The organism is Flaviflagellibacter deserti (assembly GCF_042652085.1).
GTDB classification, from domain to species: domain Bacteria; phylum Pseudomonadota; class Alphaproteobacteria; order Rhizobiales; family Methylopilaceae; genus Flaviflagellibacter; species Flaviflagellibacter deserti.
Genome location: NZ_JBHSJF010000003.1, coordinates 74,638 through 97,944, shown reverse-complemented (window position 1 = coordinate 97,944; position 23,307 = coordinate 74,638). Strand labels below are relative to the sequence as shown.

Here is a 23,307-nt window from a genome sequence, read left to right as displayed (position 1 = left end):
GAAAGGAATCCGGCAAGCGTTTGGATGGTCTAGGGAGCCGCGCGAACTCGCGTGGAGGCACTCAGGCGGTAGCCGGCCGTTTCCTCATGAAGACCCCGGCGCCGAGCAGTCCGAAGCCCGCGGCGATCGACAGCGGCAGGCCTTCCGGCCCGACGAGGTCGATCAGCGCGCCCACTGGCGTCGATCCGATGATTGAGCCGGCGGCATAGGCCATCGCGAAGCCGGTCGAGACGGTCGCAAGGCGCGTTCCCTGATAGTCCTGCCCGATCAGGATGACGCCCAGAGTGTAGAGGCCCGAGATTACGCCGCCGGCGAGGAACAGGACCGGTGCGCGGGCGAGCGGCATTCCCATTGTGAGCGGGAGCGCGAGCATGGTCGCGACAGCGAGCAGGGTACAGAGCTGAAGCGTCGCGTTCCGTCCCCAGCGGTCGGCGAGCCAGCCGAGGACCGCGACGAGGACCGCTTCGCCGAGGCTGAAAATGGCGACGAGATAGGAGGACTGGGCGTCGTCGAGACCGTGGGCAAGGCCATAGAGCGGAAGAAGGCTTTGCAGCGCCGTCTCGCCGACGCCGGCGAAGAAGCCCATCAGGATGATGCTGCCGGCAAGCGCCCAGGCCAGTTTCAGGCCCTTGAGATCGCCGAGATCTTCCTCCTCGGCATCGCCGACTGCGGAGGGAATCGCCGTCGCGAGCGCGACACCCACGGCCAGCGGAATGATCGCCGTCCAGATCGGCACTGCCCCGACGACGCCGACCTGGCCCAGCACGACCGGTCCGAGAAACTGGCAGGTAGCGTACAAGGTGCCCGAGGCGCCGATGATACGGCCGCGATGGCGGTCGCTGACGACGCCGTTCAGCCAGATCTCGGTCGTCGTCCACAGGGTCGAGAAACACGTTCCCATGACGAAGCGCGCGATAAACCAGACGATCACGTCCTCGGTCATCAGGATCGCGACGAAGGACAGAAGCGACAGCAGGAACTGGCCGGCGACGATGGTCTTGAGGCCGATGCGGTTTATCGCGTTCGGAAGGAACGGGCCGACGATGAAGATGCCGGCGCCCGCGAGCGAGGCGTTGAGGCCGATCAGCCAGTTCGCCAGGCCGATCTTTTCAAGGGCGAGCGAGAAATACGGATAGGTATAGCCGTAGAGAAATGCCTCGATTGCGATGAGCGCGAGAACACCGGCGACCCGCCACAGACGCATGCCGGCCATCAGATCAGGCAACGCGGTTCAGGACACCAGCAGGGAATGTCCTCGCTGACGAGATTGAACGTCCGATAGTCGGCCAGGATCTCCTCGCCCGCCGCGATCTCCCGCGCGGCATAGACATAAAGTTGGTCCTCGACGCGAGCATTCGCCCGGCAATTGTGATTGAGGTAGTCGACGCCGTCGGGCTCCTTGACCGGGAGCAGGTACAGAAGCTGGGTCCCGACGATACGAAGATGCACCGACTGTCGCCAGAAGAAGCTGTCGGTGCCCTTCTGCGTCTCCAGGTCAGCGAGTTCGGCGACCATGGCCTCACCGTCGAAGCAACCGAGCAGCGTGCCGTCGGGAATGCTCCGGCGCGCATAGATCGACTTGTGATCGGCCCCGATGGTACGGACCTCGACGAGGTCGAAATTGGTGTAGCTCATAGACCGCGTGTTTCAGCCGACGAGAACGCCGCCGGACTGTCCTTCCCGCCCCACCGCCGGCATATGCCGATCGGTCAACGCGGACAGCCAGATATCGCACAGACGTTGCGCATAGACGACGGGCATTTCGTGGCTGTGCACTTCCTTGCGCCGCTCAGCGAAGACCGGATCGTTGTGGGCGGCGAACCAGCTGCGGCGGTCGTCGGAGAGATGGACCGCACGCTCAGGGCAGGCCGAACGCTTGTTGTAGCTCGAGATCGTGTTCGCGGACATGTTCTGCCATGTCGTCACGCTGTGATGGAACAGTTTGCGGTTCGCGTCCACGCACGTCTCCGACGGAGGAGCGCCATAGAGGCGGATCGACTGGTCGCGGACGAGAAGCGCGAAGGCGAAGGCGTCCGAGGTCATGTTGATGCCGGTGAATGGCGCGCTGAGCGACGGATCGTAGAGTTCGTCCGCCGGATTGGCGGCGCTCTGGCAGAACGCGACGGGAAAGAAGCTGTAGACCGTCGGGATCGCAGTCACCGGGCAGACGGTCTCGATCTCGACCACCACGGTCTCGCCGTCGACCACCGCTTCCGCGCTCGAGCACAGGCCCGCCTCGAACATCAGATCGCCAAGCACCGACAATTCCTCGAACGAGTTCTCGAAACGCCGGCCGCACGTATCGAGAACCGAAAGCATGCCGGTCTTGGAATGATCTTTCACGGCATCGCGGAACTTGTCGATCGCGCCTTTCAGCTCCTGTCCGTTGCGGATACGCGCAAGCTGATAGCGCCCGTGCCTGAACTCGCGCTTGCCCGCGGAACAGAGCAGATCTTTCTGAAGCCAATTCTGGAAATCGAAGTCGGCGCTGCCGTGGAAGGGACAACCCGGGGCTTCATTCAGCCCGAGAGTCGCTTCAGAACTCATTGACGACATTTGGACCGACCCGCACGCTACCGATCACGTTAACGTTTTATAAACCATAAACCTCTCTTAGCGGCAATCGCATACAAACGGGGTCAGGCCGGCCCCTACTGGTAAACCGTTGATTAACAATAATAATCGAAATTAACTAAGATTTGCGAAGACCTTAAAAGGCGCCTGCAAGATCGGTCGTGTAAAGGATCACAAGGTCGAGGGGTGCCATGAGTTTGACGCGCCAAATCACGATCTGCCTGGCGATCGGAGCCATGGTCACATTTCTGACCGTTGGCCTGATGACATTCTGGATGGCGAAGCAGCACGATATCGAGGCTGCGTCGGCTACCCGCACCATGGTGACCGGGGGGCTGGCCTCCGCGCGGCACAAACTCGAAGCGCTGACCAATGACTATGCCTGGTGGGACGAAGCCTATCAGGCGTATCACCGTGATGACCGCGGCTGGATCGACGCCAACATCGGCACCGGCATCACAGGCACCGAAATCGCCGACGCCTTGGTGATCGTCTCCCCTGAAGGAGAGATCAAATACGGCTGGGCTCTCGAAGGCGGCGACGCGGCGGACGCGATCGTCAGCAAGGACATCATCAAGACCGCACTGGACGTGACGCGGAATGTTCCGGTGGACCGGGCGCAAGCGCGTACGATCCTCGCCCGCGGGCCAAGCGGCGTCCTGATGGTCGGCGCCGCGCCGATCACACCTGTCGAAACGGCCGGCAGCTCCGACAAATCGACGATGCCCATGCTGATCATGGCGCAATATCTCAACGAGGAGCGGCTCGGCGAACTCGGCCGGAGCTTCCTGCTCCAGGACCTGAACGTCTCCAACGACCCCATCGACGGGCAGGACTCGTTTGCGCTGGCTGACGCATCAGGTGCGACGATCGCTGAATTGACCTGGACACCGCCGAAGCCTGGCGAGGCTCTGCTGCGGACGGCGGCGATGCCGCTCGCCGGAGCACTCGGCGTGTTCACCCTGACCATGTTCCTGATCGGCTTCAGGGCCCGGACCCTGGCATCCGCCCTGTCGTGGAGCGAGCAGCAGGCGAATATCGCGGCACGTCGCGACCACCTCACCGGATTGTCCAACCGCAAGGGTTTGAGCGAACTGCTAGGCTCCAAGCAATGCCGCCAAGCCGCCTCACGCGGTGAACTCGCCGTCATCTATCTCGACATCAACGGCTTCAAGGGGGTCAACGATTCAGTCGGCCACCATGGTGGCGACCAGCTCGTCCGGGAAATCGCCGAGCGTTTCGTCCAGGTTCTACCGGCCGGCTCCCTGCTCGCCCGCGTCGGCGGCGACGAGTTCGTGGTGGCGCTTGTCGGCGTGAACGCCGCGAACGTCGCCGGCGTGGCGGCCATGCTGTCCGGCGCCCTGGGGGTTCCGTTCAACGTTTGCGGTGTCGAATTCCATGTCTCGTGCGCGGTCGGCTACACGACCACGGCAACGGGCGACGCGGAGGCGGAAGAACTGATCCGCCAAGCCGACATGGCGATGTACCAGGCCAAGGGCGACGGTGTCCGCGAGCCGCTCGGTTACATGTCTTCCATGGAGACCGGCGCGCTCGAGAAGAAGCAATTCGAGAACCATCTCTGGAATGCGTTCCAAGCCGGCGAGCTCGAAGTGTTCTACCAGCCGATCGCCCGCTCCAGCGACATGGGGGTGACCGGTCTCGAAGCCTTGATCCGCTGGAATTCGCCGGAGCTCGGCTATGTCTCCCCGGCCAAGCTGGTTGCAGCCGCTGAGGAGTCCGGCCTGATCCGCGACATCGGCGACTTTGTGCTCGACCGTGTCTGTCAGGACATGCGCCACTGGCCCGATCTGCGTGTCTCGGTGAACGTCTCCCCGATGCAGCTCCGCGACCCGAGCTATCCCGCGGGTTTCCAGAAGATCCTGAAGCGCCACCGCGTGAAGCCGCACCAGATCGAGATCGAACTGACCGAAAACGTCCTGATCGACGATCCGGATGCCGCCGCCCGGAAGCTCGCGGAACTCCGCAAGCTCGGTGTGACCGTGGCACTGGACGATTTCGGCACCGGGTTCTCGTCGATCGGCGCTCTGCGCTCCTTCCCGCTCGACCGCATCAAGATCGACCGCTCGTTCGTGCAGGAGATGACGACCAATCCGGAAAGCATCGGCCTGGTCCGCGCTCTGGTCGCGGTCGCCGACAGCATGAAGCTCGAAGTCGTCTCCGAAGGTGTGGAGACCGCCGAACAGGCCCAGATGATGCGGCTTTGCGGCTGCGAATACCTGCAGGGCTACCTGCTGTCGCGCCCGGCGCCGGTCGCTTCGATCGTCGAACTGCTGGAGGCCGCTCCGCCCGCCGGGGCGGTCGTCGAAAACACCTCGTCGCTTCGCCGCGTCAGCTAGTCGTCAGACCAACCACAATCGGGCGGCATGCTCCACCGCCCGGACGGCAGCGTTCGCAGTCAAGGCGTGTACGGCTTCGGAGACCAGACGATCGAGCCTCTGATTGAGCGCGGATCGCCGATCGTTCCACCGACGATGTCCTGTCCCGGCACTCGCGGACGACGACTGGCATGGCGATCGCAGCAACTGGCTGAGCCCGAGCGCGGTCTCCTCGAAGCTGGAAGCCACCGGATAACACCCGCATCACCGAGATCGAAAGCGATGACGGCCTCTACGAGATCGATACGACGGCGCCGGAAGGCCATCGCGTCGACCTCAAGGTCGATCCGCGCACGGCTGAAGTGATCCGCAGCAAGCGCGACGACGACTGATGCGTCAGCGGGCGGGACGAGGCAGCGGCGCTGGTTCCGCCCGCCGCCTCAACCGCGCGGCCTGGACCGCGCGGAAGAGCAGCAGCGTGGCGACGATCGCGGAATAGATCAAAGGTTCCGGCGGCCAGGACTTCACCACCATCACGAAATGCAGCGCGGCCAGGGCTGTCGCCACATAGGCGAGCTTGTGCAGCCTGGCCCAGGCCGCTCCACCGAGCTTGCGGATCGAGAACCGGTTCGACGTCAGCGCGAGCGGGATCAGGAGCGCAAAAGCGGCCATGCCGATCGTAATGTAGGGCCGCTTGATGATGTCCGCGACGATCGCCTGCATTTCGAGCTGGCGATCGAGGAACAGCCAGACGAGCAGGTGGATCAGCGCATACCAGAATGCCGACAGGCCGAGCGCCCTGCGGTAGCGCAGCAGATTAATGCGGAAGAGCTGGCGGATCGGCGTGACGCAGAGCGCGAGGATCAGGAATCTGAGGGCCCAGAGCCCGAGGCGATGCTCCAGTTCCCGCACCGGGTCGGCGCCGAGCGCATCGTTGACGGTCAGCCAGGCCATCCAGATCGCCGGCAAGAACGCCACGACATAGAGCAGCCAGACGCTGAACTTCGCTTGGGTAGCGGTCAGGCGCATCAGTAGTAGGTCCGAAGATCCATTCCGGAATAGAGGCTCGCGACCTGGTCGCCATAGCCGTTGAACGGCAAGGTCGGCCGACGCTTGGCGAAGATGCCGCCCTCGCCGATCCGCCGCTCCGTCGCCTGGCTCCAGCGCGGATGGTCGACCGCCGGATTGACGTTCGAATAGAAGCCGTACTCCCGCGCGTTCTGCATGTTCCATGAGGTCTGCGGCTGCTTATCGACCAAACTGATGCGGACGATCGACTTGATGCCCTTGAAGCCGTACTTCCACGGCACGACGAGCCTGAGTGGCGCGCCGTTCTGGTTCGGGATCGGCTCGCCATAGATGCCGGTCGCCAGAATGGTCAGCGGGTGCATCGCCTCATCGAGCCGCAAGCCCTCGCGATAGGGCCAGTCGAGCGCCTGCAGGAAGCCGCGCTGTCCCGACATTTCCGCGGGACGAACGAGGGTTTCAAAAGCAACGTATTTTGCGGCAGACTGCGGCGCGACCTGTTTGAGGACCTCGGCCAGCGGGAAGCCGTCCCATGGGATGACCATGGACCAGCCCTCTACGCAACGCATCCGATAGACGCGTTCCTCCAGCGCGTAAGGCTTGATGAAGTCTTCGAGCTGGTAGTCGCCGGGCTTGTCGACGAGGCCGTCGACCTTCACCGTCCAGGGTTTGGTCTTCAGTGTCCCCGAATTCGCCTTCGGATCAGACTTGTCGGTGCCGAACTCATAGAAATTGTTGTAGCTCGTGATGTCGTCGAGCGAGGTCGCCGGCTCGTCGGTCGACAGCGGGCTCTTTGTCACCTGCAGCGATGCTGCATGCGAGACCGCCGGAAGCATGATGGCTGCGGCGGAGCCGATCGCGCCCGCCATGATCTGGCGGCGGTTCAGAAAGATGTGCTTTGGCGTGATCTCGGACGGAGCGATATCGCTCGGACGGCGGAAAAGCATGTCAGTCCCTCAAAAACTCAGCCCAACCCACTCGCAGATACGTAGCGAGGGTGACGGAGGTTACTTCACGTTCTCGTCAACGCGATGCCGTTGCGTGCCCGTCCGCAACACGGACAAATGAATGGTGCGTCGTACACGCTCATTTACTAGGTGAGTCTAGCAATTCCGCGGCACCACAACTATGCCGTCTCGATGACCAGCAAACAGAAACTCAAGCAGCTCGTGAAGCTGTTGTCCGACGAGCAGCGCCGCCTGCTCGAACACGCCGCCGATGCCGGTTGCCTGCCCTCCGACAATGCTCTTCGAAAGATCGCGGATCTCGAATTGACGATCGCGGCTGTCGAGCATGCCCTGGACGGTGAGGAGCGGTAAATCCGCTCAATGGAAGATGAGCTTGTAGGCGACGGCGGAAATCAGGATTCCGACGGCGCCGGCATACGCGACCAGCTTTATGATCTCGGTGTCGTTCATTCCGTGCTCCCGCTGCGAACGGAAACGGACAAACTCGGCCTTAATAGGGATAGTTCGGCTGAAGCTGAAATCTCGGTAAAGCGAAGCTTTCCCGAATAGGCACACGACGGCTCGATCCTTAAAGTTTTACGAGTTTTCGGAACGCGTTTGATGCAACTAATGCGATAATGTCAGCGCCAGACGTTTCCGAACGGCACAGACATGGTTCCGATCATCACTCCAGCGCAGTTCAACCTCAAGTCGATCGAGTCCGACGATCCTTGGGTTACCAGCGAGTTAGTGGAAGAACAGACACCGTTCACGGTGCAGGCCGGCATTCAGGCTGCCGCTTGCGTGCTCGGCATCTTCCTCGGAACCGCGCTGTTCTGGATGGGCAAGGCACTCGTCCCGACCATCTAGTCCTGCAGGAAGCCGATCCAACGACCGGCGAAGATCGCACCGGTCCAGGTCAGCAGCGACAAGGCGGCCGACACGCGGATCGATCCATGAACCGCGCCTCCATTCAGGGCTCGACGCCAATGCGGGTTGGCGTGAACCGCGACGGCGTTCAGCAGGCCGATGCCGACGAGCGCGAGCTTGAGGATGAAGGCCGGATTCGCCGCATAGCTCGGGGCGCGGACGCTGAACAGGAGAAACCCGGTCATGACCGCGAACAGCACTCCGACGGCCGCGACACGCCAGAGCGGCGGCGCAAGTTCGGCGACCGAGGCAGTCCGGAAAAGGCCGAGCAGCCGAAGGTCCAGCGTGGCGATGGCACCGATCACCAGTCCCAGCGACAGGATATGCGCCGCGTTGACCAGCGGATAGAGCACGGGCGACTGGCGGATCGCGGCTGCGACCTGCCAGTCCGAGAGAGCCTGCAGGAATTCCATGCAGGAATTACTGTGCCTTGATGCGGTCCGGATAGATATCGAAACGCTTCTCGCCGACGGTGATCTGCACCGCCTTCATCCGCTTCTCGGCCTTGTCCTGCGAGCGGTTGCCGCGGGCGATGATCCGGTCGCCTTTCTTGGCGGCCCCCTCGACGAAACCCGAGCGCTGGGTCTGGTTGGGATTGCCGAGTTCGACCGTCCAGACGCCATCGGACGTCGCGACCTTCAGGGTCGGATGCGGCGGGCCGATATAGATGTCCTGGACGGTGCCTTCGAGATTGACTTGATCCGCCTCGGCCCAGGACCAGCCGTGATGTGCACTGGCATGGGAACTGATGAGAACCAGTGAGAACGCCGTCGCGAAAAGCCTGCTCGTCATGACGAACCTCCATCTACGACCAAGGTAGAACGGAAGTCCGGCATGTCGATGGCGGGCGATACGCCGGCGGGAGTCGGCGTATCGCGGCTTCGGATTACTGACCGCGGACCTTGGCGATCTCGGCCTGGACCTCGTCCCAGAGCGGCTTGCCGACCGAGGCGATGACGGTCTCCTGCACGCTCTTCGACTTCTCGCGGAACTTGGCGATCTCGGATTCCGGCAGGACCGAGACGTCCATTCCGGCCTTCTTCAGATCCTCAAGCGCCTTCGTCGACTGCGCACGGGTGTCCTCACGCTCGAACTTCCGCGAGGCGATGGCGGCATCCATCAGGATCTTCTTCTCGTCGGCCGAGAGCTTGTCCCACCACTGCTTCGACACCAGGACGATCCAGGGCGAGTACATGTGGTTGGTGACGGTCAGGTACTTCTGAACCTCGTAGAACTTCGACGACAGGATCGTCGTGTAGGGGTTCTCCTGGCCGTCGACCGCCTTGGTCTCGAGCGCGGTGAAGAGCTCGGAGAAGGCCATCGGAACCGCGTTCGAGCCGACCGCCTTGAAGGTGTCGAGCGCGATCGGGTTCTGCATCACACGGACCTTGATGCCCTGCATGTCCTCGGCCGACTTCACCTGATGGCGGCTGTTGGTGAGGTTGCGGAAGCCATTCTCCCAATAGACGAGACCAACGAGGTTCTTCTCCTGCAGCTTGTCGAGAAGCTTCTGGCCGACCGGGCTGTCGAGCACGGCGTCGGCTTCCTTCTCGTTGTTGAAGAGGAAGGGCGTATCCCAGATGCCGAATTCCTTGACGGTACCGACGAGGGTCGCGGTCGAGCCGACCATCATCTCCTGCGCGCCGCCCATGAGGGCGTTCTGCATCTGCGTGTCGGGGCCGAGGGCCGCGGCGCCGATGGCGCGGACCTTCATCTTGCCGCCGGAAGCCTTGTTGACCTCCTCGGCGAAATAGCGGACCGCGCGGCCCTGGTTGGAATCCTCGTTGAGGCCGTAGCCGAAGCGGATGAGCCGCGTCTGCACGTCCTGCGCGGCGCCTGCCGCCGTACTCAGCGCGAGAAACAGCGCCGCTGTCACGATCCGTTTCATGGTTCTTCCTCCTGTCCTGCCGGTTGAACCCGGCGCGTTATCCCAAATCAGTGCAGCCAGCCGGCTGGCACGGTGATGAGTTCGGGAAAGATGACGAACAGGCCGAGCAGCGCCGTATAGGCGATGACATACGGCCAGACGCCGCGAATGATGCCCTCCATGCTGACTCCGGCGACGCCGCAGACGACGTTCAGCACCGTGCCGACAGGCGGCGTGAGCAGGCCGACCGCGCCGACCATCACGAACATCACGCCGAAATAGACCTGGTCGATGCCGGCCTTGCCGATTAGCGGCGCAAGCACCGGCGCCAGGATCAGGATCGTCGGGGTGAGGTCCATGGCCGTGCCGACGAGCGTCAGCAGGATCATGATCGCCGCCATCAGAAGCTTCGGATGGTCGAGGATCGGCTCGAGCAGCGAGATCACTTCGCCGGGCAGATCGGCGAGCGTGATCATGTACGAGGTGAAGATCGCCGAAGCGACGAGGAACATCACCACGGCGGTCGTCTTGGCCGCCGAGATGAAGACCTTCGGCAGGTCGGCAATGGTGAGGCCGCGATAGACGAAGAGGCCGACGACGAGTGCGTAGGTCGCCGCGACGACGGCCGTCTCCGTCGGCGTGAACACGCCCGCGCGCAGGCCGCCGATGATGATCACCGGCATGAGCAGCGCCCAGAACGCGTTGCCGATCGCCTTCAGGCGGACCGGCCATGACGCGCGAGCCTGGACTGGCACGTTCTCACGGCGCGCCACCCAAGCCCAGGTCGCGAACAGGGTCGCGGCCATCATCAAAGCGGGCGCGATGCCGGCCATGAACAGCTTGGTGATCGAGACGTTGGTGGCGACGCCATAGATGATGAAGGACATGCTCGGCGGCAGGATCGGCGCGACGATGCCGGCGGAGGCGATCAGGCCCGACGAGCGCTCCAGATTGTAGCCGTTGTTCTTCATCATCGGGATCAGCAGCGCCGCGACGGCCGCAGTGTCGGCGATGGCCGAGCCCGAAAGGCTGGCGAGCAGAACAGCCGTGCCGATGGCGACGAAACCGAGGCCGCCGCGGATATGTCCGAAGAAGGTGATCGACAGATCGACGATGCGCCGTGACATGCCGCCGGCATTCATCAGCTCGCCGGCGAGCAGGAAGAACGGCACCGCCATCAGCGGGAAATTGTCCGCACCGTTGAGCAGGTTCTGCGCGACGAGCTGGGCGTCAAAGAAATCGAGATGATACATCAGCGCGACGCCGCTGAGGATCAGGGCGAAGGCGATCGGCATGCCGAACGCCATCAGGCCAAGGAGCACACCGAGGAAGACGACGATGGTCATTTCTGCGGGTTCTCCGTCGGCGCGTGGACGACATGCGCCTTGCCGTTGGTCGCGAGCAGAACGTCGTCATGGTTCGGCGTCTCGCGGACCTGAATCAGTTCGTCGTCGCGCACCCGACCGGTGACGAGGCGGAACAGGTCGATGATGAAGAGGGCGGTCATCGCGACGGCGCAGACGAGGCCCGCCACCGCATAGACCGCGAGCGGGATGCCTGTGACCGGAGTATGGCTCTGCATGCCTATGATCGTCTGCTGCCAGCTGCCTTTGCCGAACAACCAGAGTGCATAGAGGATCAGGAGGTTCATCGCGCCGAGCGAGATGCGCTTGCCCGTCGGCCCGAAGCGCTGGACCAGCATGTCGATACCGACATGCGAGCGCTCGCGCACGGCGAGAATGGCGCCAAGGAAGATCAGCCAGACGAAAGCGAGGCGGCCGAGTTCCTCGGCCGAGGCAAAACCTGCAGAGAACAGATATCGGCCCGCGGCATTGGTGAAGATCAGGACGACCATGATCGCGAGCAGGATTCCCATGGTCCACTCGACGATCCGGGCCAGTTTTGCGGCGATGCTGTCCATCATCGTTCCTTGATCAGCACGCGAGGTTGAGATGTTGGCGGGCGAGGCCGACGAGATCGTCGATCCCATCGGTGACATCGAGCGTGATTACGTGCTCGTCGGGCTGCGGCGGTTCGAGATCGCCGAACTGGCTGTCGAGCAGGCTCGTCGGCATGAAGTGGCCGCGCCGGTGCGCCATCCGCGCCTCGATCAGCCCGCGATTGCCGGTGAGATGAAGAAAGACGACGCGGTCACTCGCGGCGGCGAGCTGGTCGCGGTAGGAGCGCTTGAGGGCCGAGCAGGTCACGACCATGCCGGTCGAGGCATCGGCATCCGCGATGATCTCGGCGATCTTCGCCAGCCAGTCCTTGCGGTGGGTATCGTCGAGCGGGATGCCCTTCGACATGCGCTCGACATTGGCCTTGGGATGAAGGTCGTCGCCCTCGACGAAAGGAAAGCCGCAACGCTCGGCGAGCGCACGTCCGATCGAGGACTTGCCGCTGCTCGCGACGCCCATCACGACGACGATCGGATTGGCATGCGTGGCCGCTGCCGAAACGGCTTCCACCACCTGTTCTCCCTGTACTCACACACCGCGTTCTTGGCCGCGTTGACGGTATTGGTAGCGCTACCATTCAGGGCGGTCAACAGTGCTTTTCAACGCTCTTTCCGAACCATTCCAGATTTGATAGCGCTGTCATATGAGCGATTCAGGCCAATCCGTTGGACGGAAGCGCAGAGGCGCCGGTCGGCCGACGATCTCGGACGTCGCAAGGCTCGCGGGCGTGAGCCCGATCACCGTCTCGCGCGCGTTGCGGGATCCCCAGCGCGTCTCGCAAGATCTTCGTGCGAATATCGACGTAGCAGTCCGCACCCTGGGCTATGTACCGGACCCGAACGCACGCGCCTTGGCTTCGTCGCGGGCGGACGTCATCGGCGTGATCATCCCTTCGCTGACCAACAATGTCTTCGCCGACGTGCTGCGCGGCATGTACGACGCCATCAACGGCAGCTCCTACCAGATCCAGCTCGGCAACAGCCGCTATTCGCCCATCGAGGAAGAGCGGCTGCTGACGACGTTCGTCAGCCAGCGGCCGTCGGCGCTGATCGTCTCCGGCATCGACCAGACGCCGACCGCCCGCGCGACGCTCGAAAACGCCGGCTGTCCGGTGCTTCAGATCATGGAAAGCGGCCCGGACCCGGTCGACATGATGGTTGGCTTCTCGCATCGCAAAGCCGCCGAGGAGATCGTCCGGCATCTCTGGCACGCCGGCTATCGCCGCATCGGCTTCATTGGCGCCCGCATGGACCCGCGCTCGCAGCGCCGCCTGCAGGGCTATCGGGACGCGCTGGAACCGCTTGGCGGCGTGGATCCGGCGCTGGTCACGACGACGCCCGCGCCGTCCTCGGTCTCGCTCGGCCGCGATCTGCTGCGCGATCTGATGTCCCGCGCGCCCGACCTCGACGCCGTGTTCTGCAACAATGACGACCTTGCGATGGGTGCGCTGTTCGAATGCCAGCGCTCGGGACTCGACGTGCCGCGCCGGCTCGGCATCGCGGGATTCAACGATCTCGAAATGATGGCGGCCGCCCATCCGCCGCTGACCAGCGTCCGCACCCCTCGCTACGAGATCGGCTACCGGTCGGTCCGCATGGTGCTGGATGCCATAACCGGACGCGACATCCCCGAGCGGGTCATCGACATCGGCTACGAATTGGCGGTGCGGGACAGCACGGGGGGGCCCGTGCTGTCCCAATAGGGGGTCGATACGCTACCCGGACCCCCTTGCGGTCATTCGGCAGGAGTGGCGGCCGCCGAATGTCCGACCTGGATATGCTCGCCGTGCTGGGTGAGCGGGCGATTGCCGCTCAAAAGACGGACGAGCACGTAGAAGATCGGCGTCAGGAACAGACCGAAGAAGGTCACGCCGATCATGCCCGAGAACACCGCGACGCCCATTGCATGCCGCATCTCGGCGCCCGCGCCGACCGACAGGACCAGCGGCAGGACGCCCATGATGAAGGCGAGTGAGGTCATCAGGATCGGGCGAAGACGCAGCCGGCTTGCCTCGATCGCCGCCTGGACCGGAGTCCGCCCGTTGAATTCAAGCTCACGCGCGAATTCGACGATCAGGATGGCGTTCTTCGCCGACAACCCCACCAGGACGATCAAGCCGATCTGAGTGAAGACGTTGTTGTCGCCGGCCGTCAGCCAGACACCGAACATCGCCGCGAGCAGCGCCATCGGCACGATCAGGATGATCGCGATCGGCAGCGCCAGGCTCTCGTACTGGGCGGCCAGCACCAGGAAGACGAGCAGGATCGCCAGCGGGAAGACGTAAATCGCCGAATTGCCCGCGATGATCTGCTGGTAGGTCAGCTCGGTCCATTCGAAGCTGATGCCCTTCGGCAGGGTCTCCGCGGCGATGCGCGCGACCGCATCCTGCGCCTGTCCGCTCGAGAAACCGGGCGCGGCGCCGCCATTGATGTCGGCCGACAGGAAGCCGTTGTAGCGCATCGCCCGTTCCGGACCCGCGCTCCACTGCACGTTCAGCACGGCTGACAACGGGATCATCTCGCCGCTCGCCGAACGGACCTTCAACCGGCCGATGTCCTCGGCGCGAGCGCGATAAGGCGCGTCGGCCTGGACGCGCACCGAATAGGTGCGGCCGAACTTGTTGAAGTCGTTCACATAGAGCGAGCCGAGATAGATCTGCATGGTCTCGAACACGTCGGTGACAGCAACGCCGAGCTGGCGCGCCTTGGTGCGGTCGACGTCCGCGTAAAGCTGCGGAACGTTGACCTGGAAGCTCGAGAACAGACCGGCGAGTTCGGGTGCCTGCGCCGCCTTTGCGAGGAACGCCTTCACCGCTTCGTCCAGCGCCGCATAGCCGAGACCGGCGCGATCCTGGATCTGCAGCTTGAAGCCGCCGATCGTGCCGAGGCCCTGAACGGGCGGCGGCGGGAACATCGCGATGAAGGCCTCGCCGATGCCGGCGAACTTCTGGTTCAGCTGCAAGGCGATGGCATTGCCACTCAGTTCCGGCGATTTGCGCTCATCGAACGGCTTCAGGCCGACGAAGACGATGCCGGAGTTCGACGAGTTGGTGAAACCGTTGATCGATAGGCCGGGGAAGGCGATGGCGTTGTCGACGCCCGGCTGGGCGAGCGTGATCTCGCTCATCTTGCGGATCACCTCTTCCGTGCGGTCAAGCGTGGCCGCGTCGGGCAACTGGGCGAAGCCGACAAGATACTGCTTGTCCTGGCCCGGCACGAAGCCGCCCGGCACCGCGCGGAACAGGAAGACGGTCGCGCCGACGAGGACGAGATAGACCGCCAGCATGATCGTCTTGCGGCCAAGGAGCCGCGAGACGCCGCCGCTATAGGCGTTCGAGCCGAACGCGAACACCTTGTTGAAACGGCTGAACAGCCAGCCGAACAGGAAGTTCATGATCCGCGTCAGCCGGTCCGGCTCGGCGTGGTGGCCCTTCAGCAACATCGCGGCCAGAGCAGGCGACAGGGTCAGCGAATTGACCGCCGAGATCACCGTCGAGATCGCGATGGTCAACGCGAACTGGCGGTAGAACTGGCCGGTCAGGCCGCTGATGAAGGCGAGCGGCACGAACACCGCGACAAGGACAAGCGCGATCGCGATGATCGGGCCCGAGACCTCACGCATGGCCTGGTAGGTCGCCTCGCGGGGCGACAATCCTTCCTCGATGTTTCGCTCGACGTTCTCGACCACGACGATGGCGTCGTCGACGACGATGCCGATGGCGAGAACGAGGCCGAACAGGCTGAGCGCGTTCACCGAGAAGCCGAACATGTGCATGACGGCGAACGTGCCGACGATCGACACCGGAACGGCCAAGAGCGGGATGATAGAGGCGCGCCAGGTCTGCAGGAACAGCACGACAACGATGACGACCAGCACGATGGCTTCGAGCAGCGTGTGGATGACGGCTTCGATCGACGAGCGGACGAACTGGGTCGTGTCGTAGACGATCTCGTAGTCCACGCCGTCAGGCATGTTCTGCTTGATCTCTTCCATGGTTGCGCGGGCGTTGTCGGCGATCTGGATCGCGTTCGAGCCCGGCGCCGCGAAGATCGGCACCGCGACCGCGTCCTTGTTGTTCAGCAGCGAACGCAGCGCATAGTCGGACGCGCCCATCTCGATACGGGCGACGTCGCGCAGGCGCACGACTTCGCCGTTCGTGCCCGTCTTCACGACGATGTCGCCGAACTCCTCTTCGGTCGCGAGGCGGCCCTGGGCGTTGACGGAAAGCTGGAGGTCGAGATCAGGCGCTCCTGGCGACGCGCCGACGACGCCGGCCGCGGCCTGCACGTTCTGGGCCCGGATCTCGGCGACGACGTCGCTTGCCGACAGGCCGTGCTCGGCGACCTTCGGCGCGTCGAGCCAGATGCGCATGGAGTAGTCGCCCGAGCCGAACAACTGGACGTCGCCGACGCCCCCGATACGCTTCAGCCGATCACGAACATTCAGCACCGCGTAATTACGCAGATACGTCATGTCGTAGCGGCCGTTGGGCGAGATCAGATGCACGACGAGCGTCAGGTCGGGAGAACTCTTGATCGTCGTGACGCCGAGGCGCTGCACCTCTTCCGGCAGGCGGGGAAGCGCCTGCGAGACGCGGTTCTGGACGAGCTGTTGCGCCTTGTCCGGGTCGGTGCCGAGACGGAAGGTGACGGTGAGCGTCATAAGGCCGTCGGTCGTGGCCTGGCTCGCCATGTAGAGCATGTCCTCGACGCCGTTGACCTGCTCCTCGATGGGAGTGGCGACGGTCTCGATGTTCACCTTCGGGTTCGCGCCCGGATAATTGGCGCGGACGACGACTTGCGGCGGGACGACGTCCGGATATTCCGAGATCGGCATCGCGAACATCGAGATCAGTCCGCCCACGAAGATGAGGACGGACAGGACCCCCGCGAAAATCGGACGGTCGATGAAGAATTTGGAGAGGTTCACGGTGCCACCCGATCAATCGGAAGTGCCGGCGATCAGCGCTCGGCGAAGGTTGAGGTCTTGTCGGTTTCCTTGAGGGCCGAACGGCCATCCATGGAAACCTGCTGGGGCTCGACGAGCGCGCCCGGACGGACACGCTGCAGGCCGTTGACGACGATGCGCTCGCCTGGATTAAGGCCGGCGGTCACGAGGCGAAGTCCCTCGACGGCCTTGCCGATCTTGATCTCGCGATAGGCGGCCTTGTTGTCCTGGCCGACGACCATGACGAACTTCTTGTCCTGGTCGGTACCGATCGCGCGCTCGGTGATGGCGATGGCCTCTTCAGCCTTCGCCTGGCCAAGCCGGACGCGAGCGAACTGGCCGGCCATCAGTCGGCCGTCGGGATTGTCGAAGACGGCGCGCATGCGGACCGTGCCGGTGCCGACATTGACCTGGTTGTCGACGAATTGCAGCGTGCCGCGGGTGCGGTAGTCGCCGGTCGTCGCCGTGGTGATCTCGACCGGAATGCGCGACAGATCGCGGACTCCGCTCTGATCGGCGGGAATGGAGGAGAGCGCATCGCCGACCAGACCCTCGTCGGCGTTGAACTGGACGTAGATCGGGTCGACCGAGACGAGCGTCGTCAGCACCGGTGCGCCCGGGCCGGCGGCGACGAGGTTGCCCTGCGTGACCTCGATCTTGCCGACGCGGCCGGAGACCGGGGCGCGGACTTGTGTGTAATCGAGGTTGAGCTGGGCGGTCTTCAACGCGGCCTGAGCGGCCAACACGTTGGCCTGCGCCTCGTTGTAATTGTTGGTCCGCTGGTCGAGATCGCTCTGCGACAGGAAGCGGGTCTCGACGAGATGCTTGCCGCGCTCGAACTCGCTCCTGGTCAGGTCGACACGGGCTTCGGCGGCCGAGACGGCGGCCTTCTGGCGCGCAACTTCGGCCTCATAGGGGTCCGGATCGATGGTGATCAGGAGATCGCCCTGCTTGACCAGCGCGCCCTCCTTAAAGTGGGCTGCCAGAACCGCGCCAGAGACGCGCGAGCGCACCTCGACCCGCTCCACAGCCTCGAGCCTGCCGGAGAACTCGTCCCAGGAAGCCGTCTCCTTCTGCTCGACGGCTGCGACCGAGACCGGAACGGCCGGCACAGCCACCGGAGCCGGATCGCTCGCGCGTGCATTATGCTCGGTGACGGCGAAAACGCCGCCTACGCCGGAAAGAGCGAGAACGGAAACGGTTGCGAGGGAGAGAAGCCGGCGGCGCCGGTTGGACGAATTGTCTTCCATGATCGTGGGACCCGCACTTTTGTATCGAGCGACACAGATGTGGGTCTGGAAACCAATCGTCAAGGGACTTATGTAACGAATATCACAAAAGAGCAAGAATTTTGGAGGATCGTGTAATGAAAATGGGCCGCCCGCGCGGTTTCGACATCGGTGAGGCGCTCGATCGCGCCCAGACCGTGTTCTGCTCGCGTGGCTACGATGCCGCCTCCCTGTCCGAGCTGACAAAGGCGATGGGCATCAATTCGCCCAGTCTCTATTCGGCCTTCGGCAGCAAGGAAGGGCTCTTCCGTGCGGTGCTAGATCGGTACGGCCAGCAGCGCGTGCAATATCTGGAGGAGGCGTTGAGCGCCCCGACCGCCCGCGAGACCGTCGAGCGCATTTTCGCCACCGCCGCCCTTCTCTATAGCGAGGACGGGGACCAGGCGTCCTGGCTCGTGATGCGCGGCGGCGTAGCTTTGGGTTGCGAGGCTATCGCGCAGGACCTGGCCGATCGCCGCGAACGCATCGAGATCGCGCTTCGCGACCGCTTCCAGCGCGCGGCCGACGAGGGCGACCTCCCCGGCACGACCAGTCCGGCCGGGCTGGCCCGTTATGTCATGTCGGTCCTGACCGGCATGGGCGTGCAGGCAGCGGCAGGCGCGGACAAGGCCGAACTGGACGAGATCGCCAAGTTCGCGATGAACGGGCTCCCGGCGGCCTGAAGGCCGTAAGCAAGCTGTAATGTGACGGATCGACAACGGCGCTTTCCCGGGGGCCGCCTGTTGTCACGTCTCAAGCCTTTTCCCGTACAGCCGGGCGTCCGCCCATGATCCTCTCATCCCTTTGGATGCTGGTCGGGATCGGCGGGCAGGCGCTATTCAGCGCGCGTTTCCTCATCCAATGGCTTGCCAGTGAGAAGCGCGGCGAGAGCACGACACCCGTGGCCTTCTGGTTCTTCAGCCTCGGCGGCGGCGTCCTGCTGATGATCTACGCCCTGCATGTCGGCGACCCGATCTTCATGGCGGGTCAGGGCTTCGGCCTCGCCGTCTATCTCCGCAACCTGCATCTCATCCGCAAACGCGCGAAATTGAGCGAGGCGACCGCATGACCCTCGCCTCGACCGAACGCGCCTCCCCCATCGTCACGCGGCGCGAGCTCTCTCTGTCGCCGACCGGCCTTGCGGTCGGCCTGTCGTTTCTCTTTGTCGCCGTCGCGTTGCTCGCGCGGCCGCTGCTGCCGATCGACGAAACGCGCTATCTCACCGTCGCCTGGGAGATGTGGAATTCGGGCAATTACCTCGTCCCGCACCTGAACGGCGAGACCTACGCCCACAAGCCGCCGCTGCTGTTCTGGCTGATCAATCTCGCCTGGGCCGTCACCGGCCCGTCGGAAATCGTCGCGCGGCTCGTCCCGGCGCTTTCGATGCCGGTCGCCGTCTTCCTCACCTCACGCCTCGGCCGCGAGCTGAATGCGACGCGGCGCGGCGCGGAGAGCGCGCTCGTTCTCGCATCCATGCTCGTCTTCGTCGCGCTGTCGAGCATGACGATGTTCGACGGCCTCCTGACGGTCTGCGTTCTCGTGGGACTGATAGGTCTTGTCCGTGCCGGCCGAGGCGAGCGGAGCGGCTTCGTCCTCCTGGGCGTTGCCATCGGCCTGGGTGTCCTCGCCAAGGGGCCGGTCATCGCCGTCCATCTCCTGCCGGCGGCTCTCCTCGCTCCGGTCTGGGCCGCTCGCCGAGCCAGTTGGAAAGGGTGGTATCTCGGCGTTGTCTGTTCAATCGCAATCGGCACCGCGATCGGACTGGTTTGGGCCATACCGGCGGCGATCGCCGGCGGACAGGAATTTGCCAACGAGCTCTTCCTGAAGCAGTCGGCCGGCCGGGTGGTCGATGCGTTCGCGCACAAGAAGCCGTTCTGGTTCTATATCGCGATACTGCCGCTGGTGCTCTGTCCATTCACCTTCAGCCGCAGTGCGATCAGGAGCCTCGTCAGCTGGCCGTCGGAGAGTGCCCGCGAATGGCGGCTACTGACGATCTCGGCCGGCTGCGGCTTCATCATCTTCAGCCTGATGTCGGGCAAGCAGGTCCATTACCTCCTGCCACTGCTCCCGGCCGCGGCCCTGCTGATGCAGCGCGTCCGCAACGTTCCCGACGATTTGCGCTGGTTCGTCCTGACACTGGCGGTGTGCCTCGTCATGATCGCCGTGGTGGTCAGCCTCGACGTGTTCGACCTGCCGACTCTGCATATCAATGCCGACGGCCTGCTTGTGCTTGTCGGCCTGGCGGCGATGCTCATGCTGGCGCGGCACGATCTGACCTTGGCGGCGGCGTTCACCGCGATCGTCTTCCTCGGCCTGCACCTGCACGGCTGGCGCTCGGCCTTCATACCATACGATCTCGGCTGGGTCGGCACCGAGCTTCGCTCCTATCACGATCCGGACGTCGCCTTCGTCGGCCTGTATCATGGCGAGATCGCTTTCCTCGGCCGGCTCGACAGACCGGTCGCGCAGATCGGAAGCGCGGACATCTCCTCATGGCGCACCGCGCATCCGCGAGGCATCGTCATCGCCGTAACCGACATGTATCATCGGGATCTCGAAACGCAGCCGGACCTGCAGCGACCCTATCGCGGCGGCATGATGGCGTTATGGCGCCCGCTCCAGCCGGAACAGACGAATGCGGCTCCTCCTCCTTGAAGACGAGACGGACCTCGCTGCGATCCTGATCAAGGGACTGCATGAGAGCGGCTTCACCGTCGATCACGTCACTCGCCTCGACGCGGCGGAAGACGCGCTCGCTGTCGGATCGTTCGATGTCGCGGTGCTCGACCGCATCGTGCCCGACGGCGACAGCATCGATCTCTTGAAGGGCCGGATCGCCGGTTTCGGCTGTCCGGTCCTGCTGCTGACCGCCCGCGACGCACTGCAGGACAAGGTCGACGGTCTGGAAGCTGGCGCGGACGATTACCTGCTGAAGCCGTTCCATTTCGACGAACTGCTCGCCCGCCTTCGCGCGCTGCTTCGCAGGCCCAATACCGCGCTCGGGGTGCGCCTCGTCAGCGGCAATCTCAGCTTCGACACTCCGACCCGCACCGCCGAAGTCGGCGGTTCGCCGCTCGTCCTTTCGCGCCGCGAGCTGGCGCTGCTGGAACTCCTGATGCGCCGGATGGGCCGCGTCGTGACCAAGGACGTCATCGAAAGCGCGCTCTACGCCTTCGATGACGAACTAGGCTCGAACGCGATCGAGGTGCTGGTGCATCGCCTTCGCCGCAAGCTCGTCAGCGCCGAGTCGAGCGCCGCGATCCATACCCTGCGCGGCATCGGCTACATGCTGGACGACGCGTCATGAAGGCCCGTGGCTGGTCGCTTCGCAGACGGCTGATCTTCCGCCTGTCGCTCGTCCTCGTGCTCGGCACGATTATTCCCGTGATGGTCGTCATTTTCCGCGCGGCGGAATCGATCGACACGATGAGCGACCGCACGCTGCAGGACCAGGCGACCGATATTGTCCGCGCGTTCGACACGAAGACCGGGACGCTCAGCGTTCCCGACACGCTCGCGCGGTCTTACCAATCGTCAAACGACGGCTTCCTCTACGCGGTCTTCGACAAGTCCGGAAACGCGATCGCCTCGTCCTCGCCCCGCGCGGTCGAGGTGCTGAAGACCGCGAACAAGCATCCTGCGGAGGACTTCTTCGCGCTCAATCCCGTGGGCGCGACGGGCGGCCCCTGGTACGCCTATCACCGGCCGGTCGGCGACTATTCCGTGGCGGTCGCGCAGAGCGGCATCCATGACGACGTCCTGGCCGACAGCGTCGTCGGAGAACTCGCGCGGGAAAGCACGCCGGTCCTGTTCGCCGTGATGCTGTTCGGCATCGCCGTGGTCTGGATCACGCTTCGGCAGGCGTTCCGCGAGGTCGACGCCGCCGCCGACGTCGCCGAGAGCATGCGGCCGGGCGAAGGCGTGCCGACCCTCGCGACCTCGCGCATGCCGATCGAGATCCGGCCCTTCGTCGACGCCGTCGCGTCAGCCATCCAGCGGCTGGAAACGGCGCTCGATTCCGAACGGCGCTTCATCGCCAATGCGGCGCACGAGATCCGGACGCCGCTGAGCATCCTCACCGCCCGCATCGATCGCCTCCCGCCCGGCGAGGATCGGAAGGTGCTCGCCGGCGACGCAGACCGCATCAACCGCCTCGTCCAGCAACTGCTGGAAGTCGCGCGGCTCGACGCCAGCACGCTCAAATCCGACCGTGTGTTCGACCTGCGCGACGTCGTGGTCGAGGCGGTGGCCGAGATCGCCCCGCTCGCCGTGAAGGACGGCCGCGAGATCGCGGTGACCGGCGAGACCGGCGCGCTGCCCGTCCGCGCCGACCCGCACGCGATTGCTGTCGCTCTGCGCAATCTGCTGGAGAACGCGCTGAAGCACACCCCGCGAGGCAGCCCGATCGAGATCGAGCTCGTCCTGCCCGCCACGGCCCGCGTCAACGATCGCGGCCCCGGTATCGCTGAGGGAGACCGCGAGCGGCTGTTCCGCCGCTTCCAGCGCGGCGCCACACAGGCGCCGGGCACGGGGCTGGGGCTCGCGATCACGCACGAGATCATGCGGCAGCATCAGGGCTCGATCCGCATCGAGGCGCGGCCCGGCGGCGGATCGTCGTTCGTGCTCGATCTGCCGACCGAGCGCGTCGTCGCCGGGTAGGGTTTGATCAGCCGCAGCACGCTGATGTAGCCGAGGAAGGTCGCGGTGAATTCCACCGGCCCGAACCCCTCGGTCTCGATGATGCGTTCGAGTTCGCCGCGCAGCTGCGGACGAACATATTCGTGGAAATCGCAGCGCATCGGGAAGCTCGCGATATAGCCGAACAGGCTGCGCGGCCGACCGTAATCGGTGACGATCAGTCGGCCGCCCGGCTTCAGCACGCGCCACATCTCGCGCATCGCCAGCGGCTTCAGGTCGCTCGGCAGGTGATGGAAGAAATAGGAACTGGTCACCGCGTCCTGGCTGCCCGCCGGCAGCGGAAGGTGCTCGGCGACGCCGACGCGGAAGCGTGCACCCGACTTCTCCTTCGCGGAACGGGCATTGGCGAGATCGATCATCTGTGGCGTCGCGTCGATACCGACGACCGAGCCTTTGGCGCCGACCAGCCGCGACGCGGCGATCGCAAGCTTGCCGGTTCCGCACCCAACATCGACCAGACGGTCGCCCTCGTCGACCAGTGCAGCGGAGAGCGTCGCGGCGAGGATGTCTTCCTGCTGACCGCCGCTGATCAGGTTCTCGAGCGTATCGACGATGCCGGCGCGCCCCGTCACCAAGAGCCCGCGCGTGCGGACGACCTGTTCCGACTCGACGCTCGAAAAGCCGGACTGCTTGGCGACAACCTGAATGCCCTCGGGATCCAACATGCGACACCGCCTCACGAAAATTCGCGAGGACTCGGCCCGAGCGCCCTTACGGCAACATTACAGCTTGCAGGACAGGGATTTGGACCACGGG

24 protein-coding genes are annotated in these 23,307 nt (G+C 64.3%); 10 read left to right on the top strand and 14 right to left on the bottom strand.

Annotation, left to right across the window (positions count from 1 at the left end; translation table 11 throughout):
- Positions 1-61: 61 nt before the first annotated feature.
- From ACFPFW_RS03605 to ACFPFW_RS03595, 3 genes are read right to left on the bottom strand one after another with little or no spacing between them, the layout of a single operon-like run.
- Positions 62-1,204: an MFS transporter gene (locus ACFPFW_RS03605; protein ID WP_162799715.1), complete on the bottom strand. Its 1,143-nt coding sequence runs from the start codon at positions 1,202-1,204 to the stop codon at positions 62-64.
- Positions 1,205-1,212: 8 nt separating this feature from the next.
- Entirely contained in the window at positions 1,213-1,635 is a 423-nt protein-coding gene (locus ACFPFW_RS03600) for an SET domain-containing protein (RefSeq protein ID WP_114957491.1), read from the bottom strand.
- A gap of 12 nt (positions 1,636-1,647) precedes the next feature.
- Positions 1,648-2,547 (bottom strand): hypothetical protein, encoded by a 900-nt coding sequence (locus tag ACFPFW_RS03595; RefSeq protein WP_114957490.1) that lies wholly within the window; start codon positions 2,545-2,547, stop codon positions 1,648-1,650.
- A gap of 218 nt (positions 2,548-2,765) precedes the next feature.
- On the opposite strand from ACFPFW_RS03595, the gene ACFPFW_RS03590 reads away from it, so the two are divergent.
- The gene (locus tag ACFPFW_RS03590; RefSeq protein ID WP_114957489.1) at positions 2,766-4,931 is read left to right on the top strand and encodes a putative bifunctional diguanylate cyclase/phosphodiesterase; all 2,166 of its coding nucleotides are present in this window, start codon (positions 2,766-2,768) and stop codon (positions 4,929-4,931) included.
- A 242-nt stretch (positions 4,932-5,173) separates the two neighbouring features.
- Positions 5,174-5,302, top strand: coding sequence for a PepSY domain-containing protein (locus tag ACFPFW_RS03585; protein ID WP_114957547.1), 129 nt, complete (start codon positions 5,174-5,176; stop codon positions 5,300-5,302).
- 4 nt (positions 5,303-5,306) lie between these two features.
- Here the strand turns inward: ACFPFW_RS03585 and msrQ are convergent, their stop codons facing one another.
- Entirely contained in the window at positions 5,307-5,939 is a 633-nt protein-coding gene (gene msrQ, locus ACFPFW_RS03580; protein ID WP_114957488.1) for a protein-methionine-sulfoxide reductase heme-binding subunit MsrQ, read from the bottom strand.
- The gene (gene msrP, locus ACFPFW_RS03575; RefSeq protein WP_114957487.1) at positions 5,939-6,883 is read right to left on the bottom strand and encodes a protein-methionine-sulfoxide reductase catalytic subunit MsrP; all 945 of its coding nucleotides are present in this window, start codon (positions 6,881-6,883) and stop codon (positions 5,939-5,941) included. The genes msrQ and msrP overlap by 1 nt, the downstream gene beginning before the upstream one ends.
- A 192-nt stretch (positions 6,884-7,075) precedes the next feature.
- On the opposite strand from msrP, the gene ACFPFW_RS03570 reads away from it, so the two are divergent.
- Positions 7,076-7,255, top strand: coding sequence for a hypothetical protein (locus tag ACFPFW_RS03570; RefSeq protein ID WP_114957486.1), 180 nt, complete (start codon positions 7,076-7,078; stop codon positions 7,253-7,255).
- A gap of 300 nt (positions 7,256-7,555) precedes the next feature.
- Positions 7,556-7,753, top strand: a complete 198-nt coding sequence (locus ACFPFW_RS03565; RefSeq protein WP_114957485.1) for a hypothetical protein — start codon at positions 7,556-7,558, stop codon at positions 7,751-7,753.
- On the opposite strand, the gene ACFPFW_RS03560 is transcribed toward ACFPFW_RS03565, so the two are convergent.
- The 6 genes from ACFPFW_RS03560 to ACFPFW_RS03535 form a co-directional block, all read right to left on the bottom strand.
- Positions 7,750-8,226, bottom strand: a complete 477-nt coding sequence (locus ACFPFW_RS03560; RefSeq protein WP_114957484.1) for a DUF2214 domain-containing protein — start codon at positions 8,224-8,226, stop codon at positions 7,750-7,752. The two genes, ACFPFW_RS03565 and ACFPFW_RS03560, sit on opposite strands and share 4 nt — an antisense overlap.
- Positions 8,227-8,233: 7 nt before the next feature.
- Entirely contained in the window at positions 8,234-8,605 is a 372-nt protein-coding gene (locus ACFPFW_RS03555) for a DUF6152 family protein (protein ID WP_114957483.1), read from the bottom strand.
- A gap of 94 nt (positions 8,606-8,699) precedes the next feature.
- Positions 8,700-9,701: a TRAP transporter substrate-binding protein gene (locus tag ACFPFW_RS03550; protein ID WP_114957482.1), complete on the bottom strand. Its 1,002-nt coding sequence runs from the start codon at positions 9,699-9,701 to the stop codon at positions 8,700-8,702.
- Positions 9,702-9,748: 47 nt separating this feature from the next.
- Positions 9,749-11,026 carry a TRAP transporter large permease subunit gene (locus ACFPFW_RS03545; RefSeq protein WP_114957481.1) on the bottom strand — a complete coding sequence of 426 codons (1,278 nt, stop codon included), beginning with the start codon at positions 11,024-11,026 and terminating at the stop codon, positions 9,749-9,751.
- Positions 11,023-11,604: a TRAP transporter small permease gene (locus ACFPFW_RS03540; protein WP_379769450.1), complete on the bottom strand. Its 582-nt coding sequence runs from the start codon at positions 11,602-11,604 to the stop codon at positions 11,023-11,025. Before ACFPFW_RS03540 ends, ACFPFW_RS03545 begins: the two co-directional genes overlap by 4 nt.
- A 10-nt stretch (positions 11,605-11,614) precedes the next feature.
- The gene (locus ACFPFW_RS03535) at positions 11,615-12,097 is read right to left on the bottom strand and encodes a gluconokinase (RefSeq protein WP_114957545.1); all 483 of its coding nucleotides are present in this window, start codon (positions 12,095-12,097) and stop codon (positions 11,615-11,617) included.
- 184 nt (positions 12,098-12,281) lie between these two features.
- On the opposite strand from ACFPFW_RS03535, the gene gntR reads away from it, so the two are divergent.
- The gene (gntR, locus tag ACFPFW_RS03530) at positions 12,282-13,340 is read left to right on the top strand and encodes an HTH-type transcriptional regulator GntR (RefSeq protein WP_114957480.1); all 1,059 of its coding nucleotides are present in this window, start codon (positions 12,282-12,284) and stop codon (positions 13,338-13,340) included.
- Between the two features lie 32 nt (positions 13,341-13,372).
- On the opposite strand, the gene ACFPFW_RS03525 is transcribed toward gntR, so the two are convergent.
- Positions 13,373-16,567 carry an efflux RND transporter permease subunit gene (locus ACFPFW_RS03525; protein ID WP_114957479.1) on the bottom strand — a complete coding sequence of 1,065 codons (3,195 nt, stop codon included), beginning with the start codon at positions 16,565-16,567 and terminating at the stop codon, positions 13,373-13,375.
- 32 nt (positions 16,568-16,599) lie between these two features.
- Positions 16,600-17,835 (bottom strand): efflux RND transporter periplasmic adaptor subunit, encoded by a 1,236-nt coding sequence (locus ACFPFW_RS03520; RefSeq protein WP_114957478.1) that lies wholly within the window; start codon positions 17,833-17,835, stop codon positions 16,600-16,602.
- Between the two features lie 116 nt (positions 17,836-17,951).
- Here ACFPFW_RS03520 and ACFPFW_RS03515 point away from each other — a divergent pair, with 116 nt between their 5' ends.
- The 5 genes from ACFPFW_RS03515 (at position 17,952) to ACFPFW_RS03495 (ending at position 22,512) form a co-directional block, all read left to right on the top strand.
- Positions 17,952-18,536: a TetR/AcrR family transcriptional regulator gene (locus ACFPFW_RS03515; RefSeq protein ID WP_114957477.1), complete on the top strand. Its 585-nt coding sequence runs from the start codon at positions 17,952-17,954 to the stop codon at positions 18,534-18,536.
- A gap of 104 nt (positions 18,537-18,640) precedes the next feature.
- Entirely contained in the window at positions 18,641-18,922 is a 282-nt protein-coding gene (locus tag ACFPFW_RS03510; RefSeq protein ID WP_114957476.1) for a lipid-A-disaccharide synthase N-terminal domain-containing protein, read from the top strand.
- On the top strand, positions 18,919-20,508 hold the full coding sequence (locus ACFPFW_RS03505) for an ArnT family glycosyltransferase (RefSeq protein ID WP_114957475.1): 1,590 nt from the start codon (positions 18,919-18,921) through the stop codon (positions 20,506-20,508). Before ACFPFW_RS03510 ends, ACFPFW_RS03505 begins: the two co-directional genes overlap by 4 nt.
- Positions 20,489-21,160, top strand: a complete 672-nt coding sequence (locus tag ACFPFW_RS03500; protein WP_114957474.1) for a winged helix-turn-helix domain-containing protein — start codon at positions 20,489-20,491, stop codon at positions 21,158-21,160. Before ACFPFW_RS03505 ends, ACFPFW_RS03500 begins: the two co-directional genes overlap by 20 nt.
- On the top strand, positions 21,157-22,512 hold the full coding sequence (locus ACFPFW_RS03495) for a sensor histidine kinase (protein WP_114957473.1): 1,356 nt from the start codon (positions 21,157-21,159) through the stop codon (positions 22,510-22,512). The genes ACFPFW_RS03500 and ACFPFW_RS03495 overlap by 4 nt, the downstream gene beginning before the upstream one ends.
- On the opposite strand, the gene ACFPFW_RS03490 is transcribed toward ACFPFW_RS03495, so the two are convergent.
- Positions 22,425-23,216, bottom strand: coding sequence for a class I SAM-dependent methyltransferase (locus ACFPFW_RS03490; RefSeq protein WP_114957472.1), 792 nt, complete (start codon positions 23,214-23,216; stop codon positions 22,425-22,427). The two genes, ACFPFW_RS03495 and ACFPFW_RS03490, sit on opposite strands and share 88 nt — an antisense overlap.
- Positions 23,217-23,307: the final 91 nt, after the last annotated feature.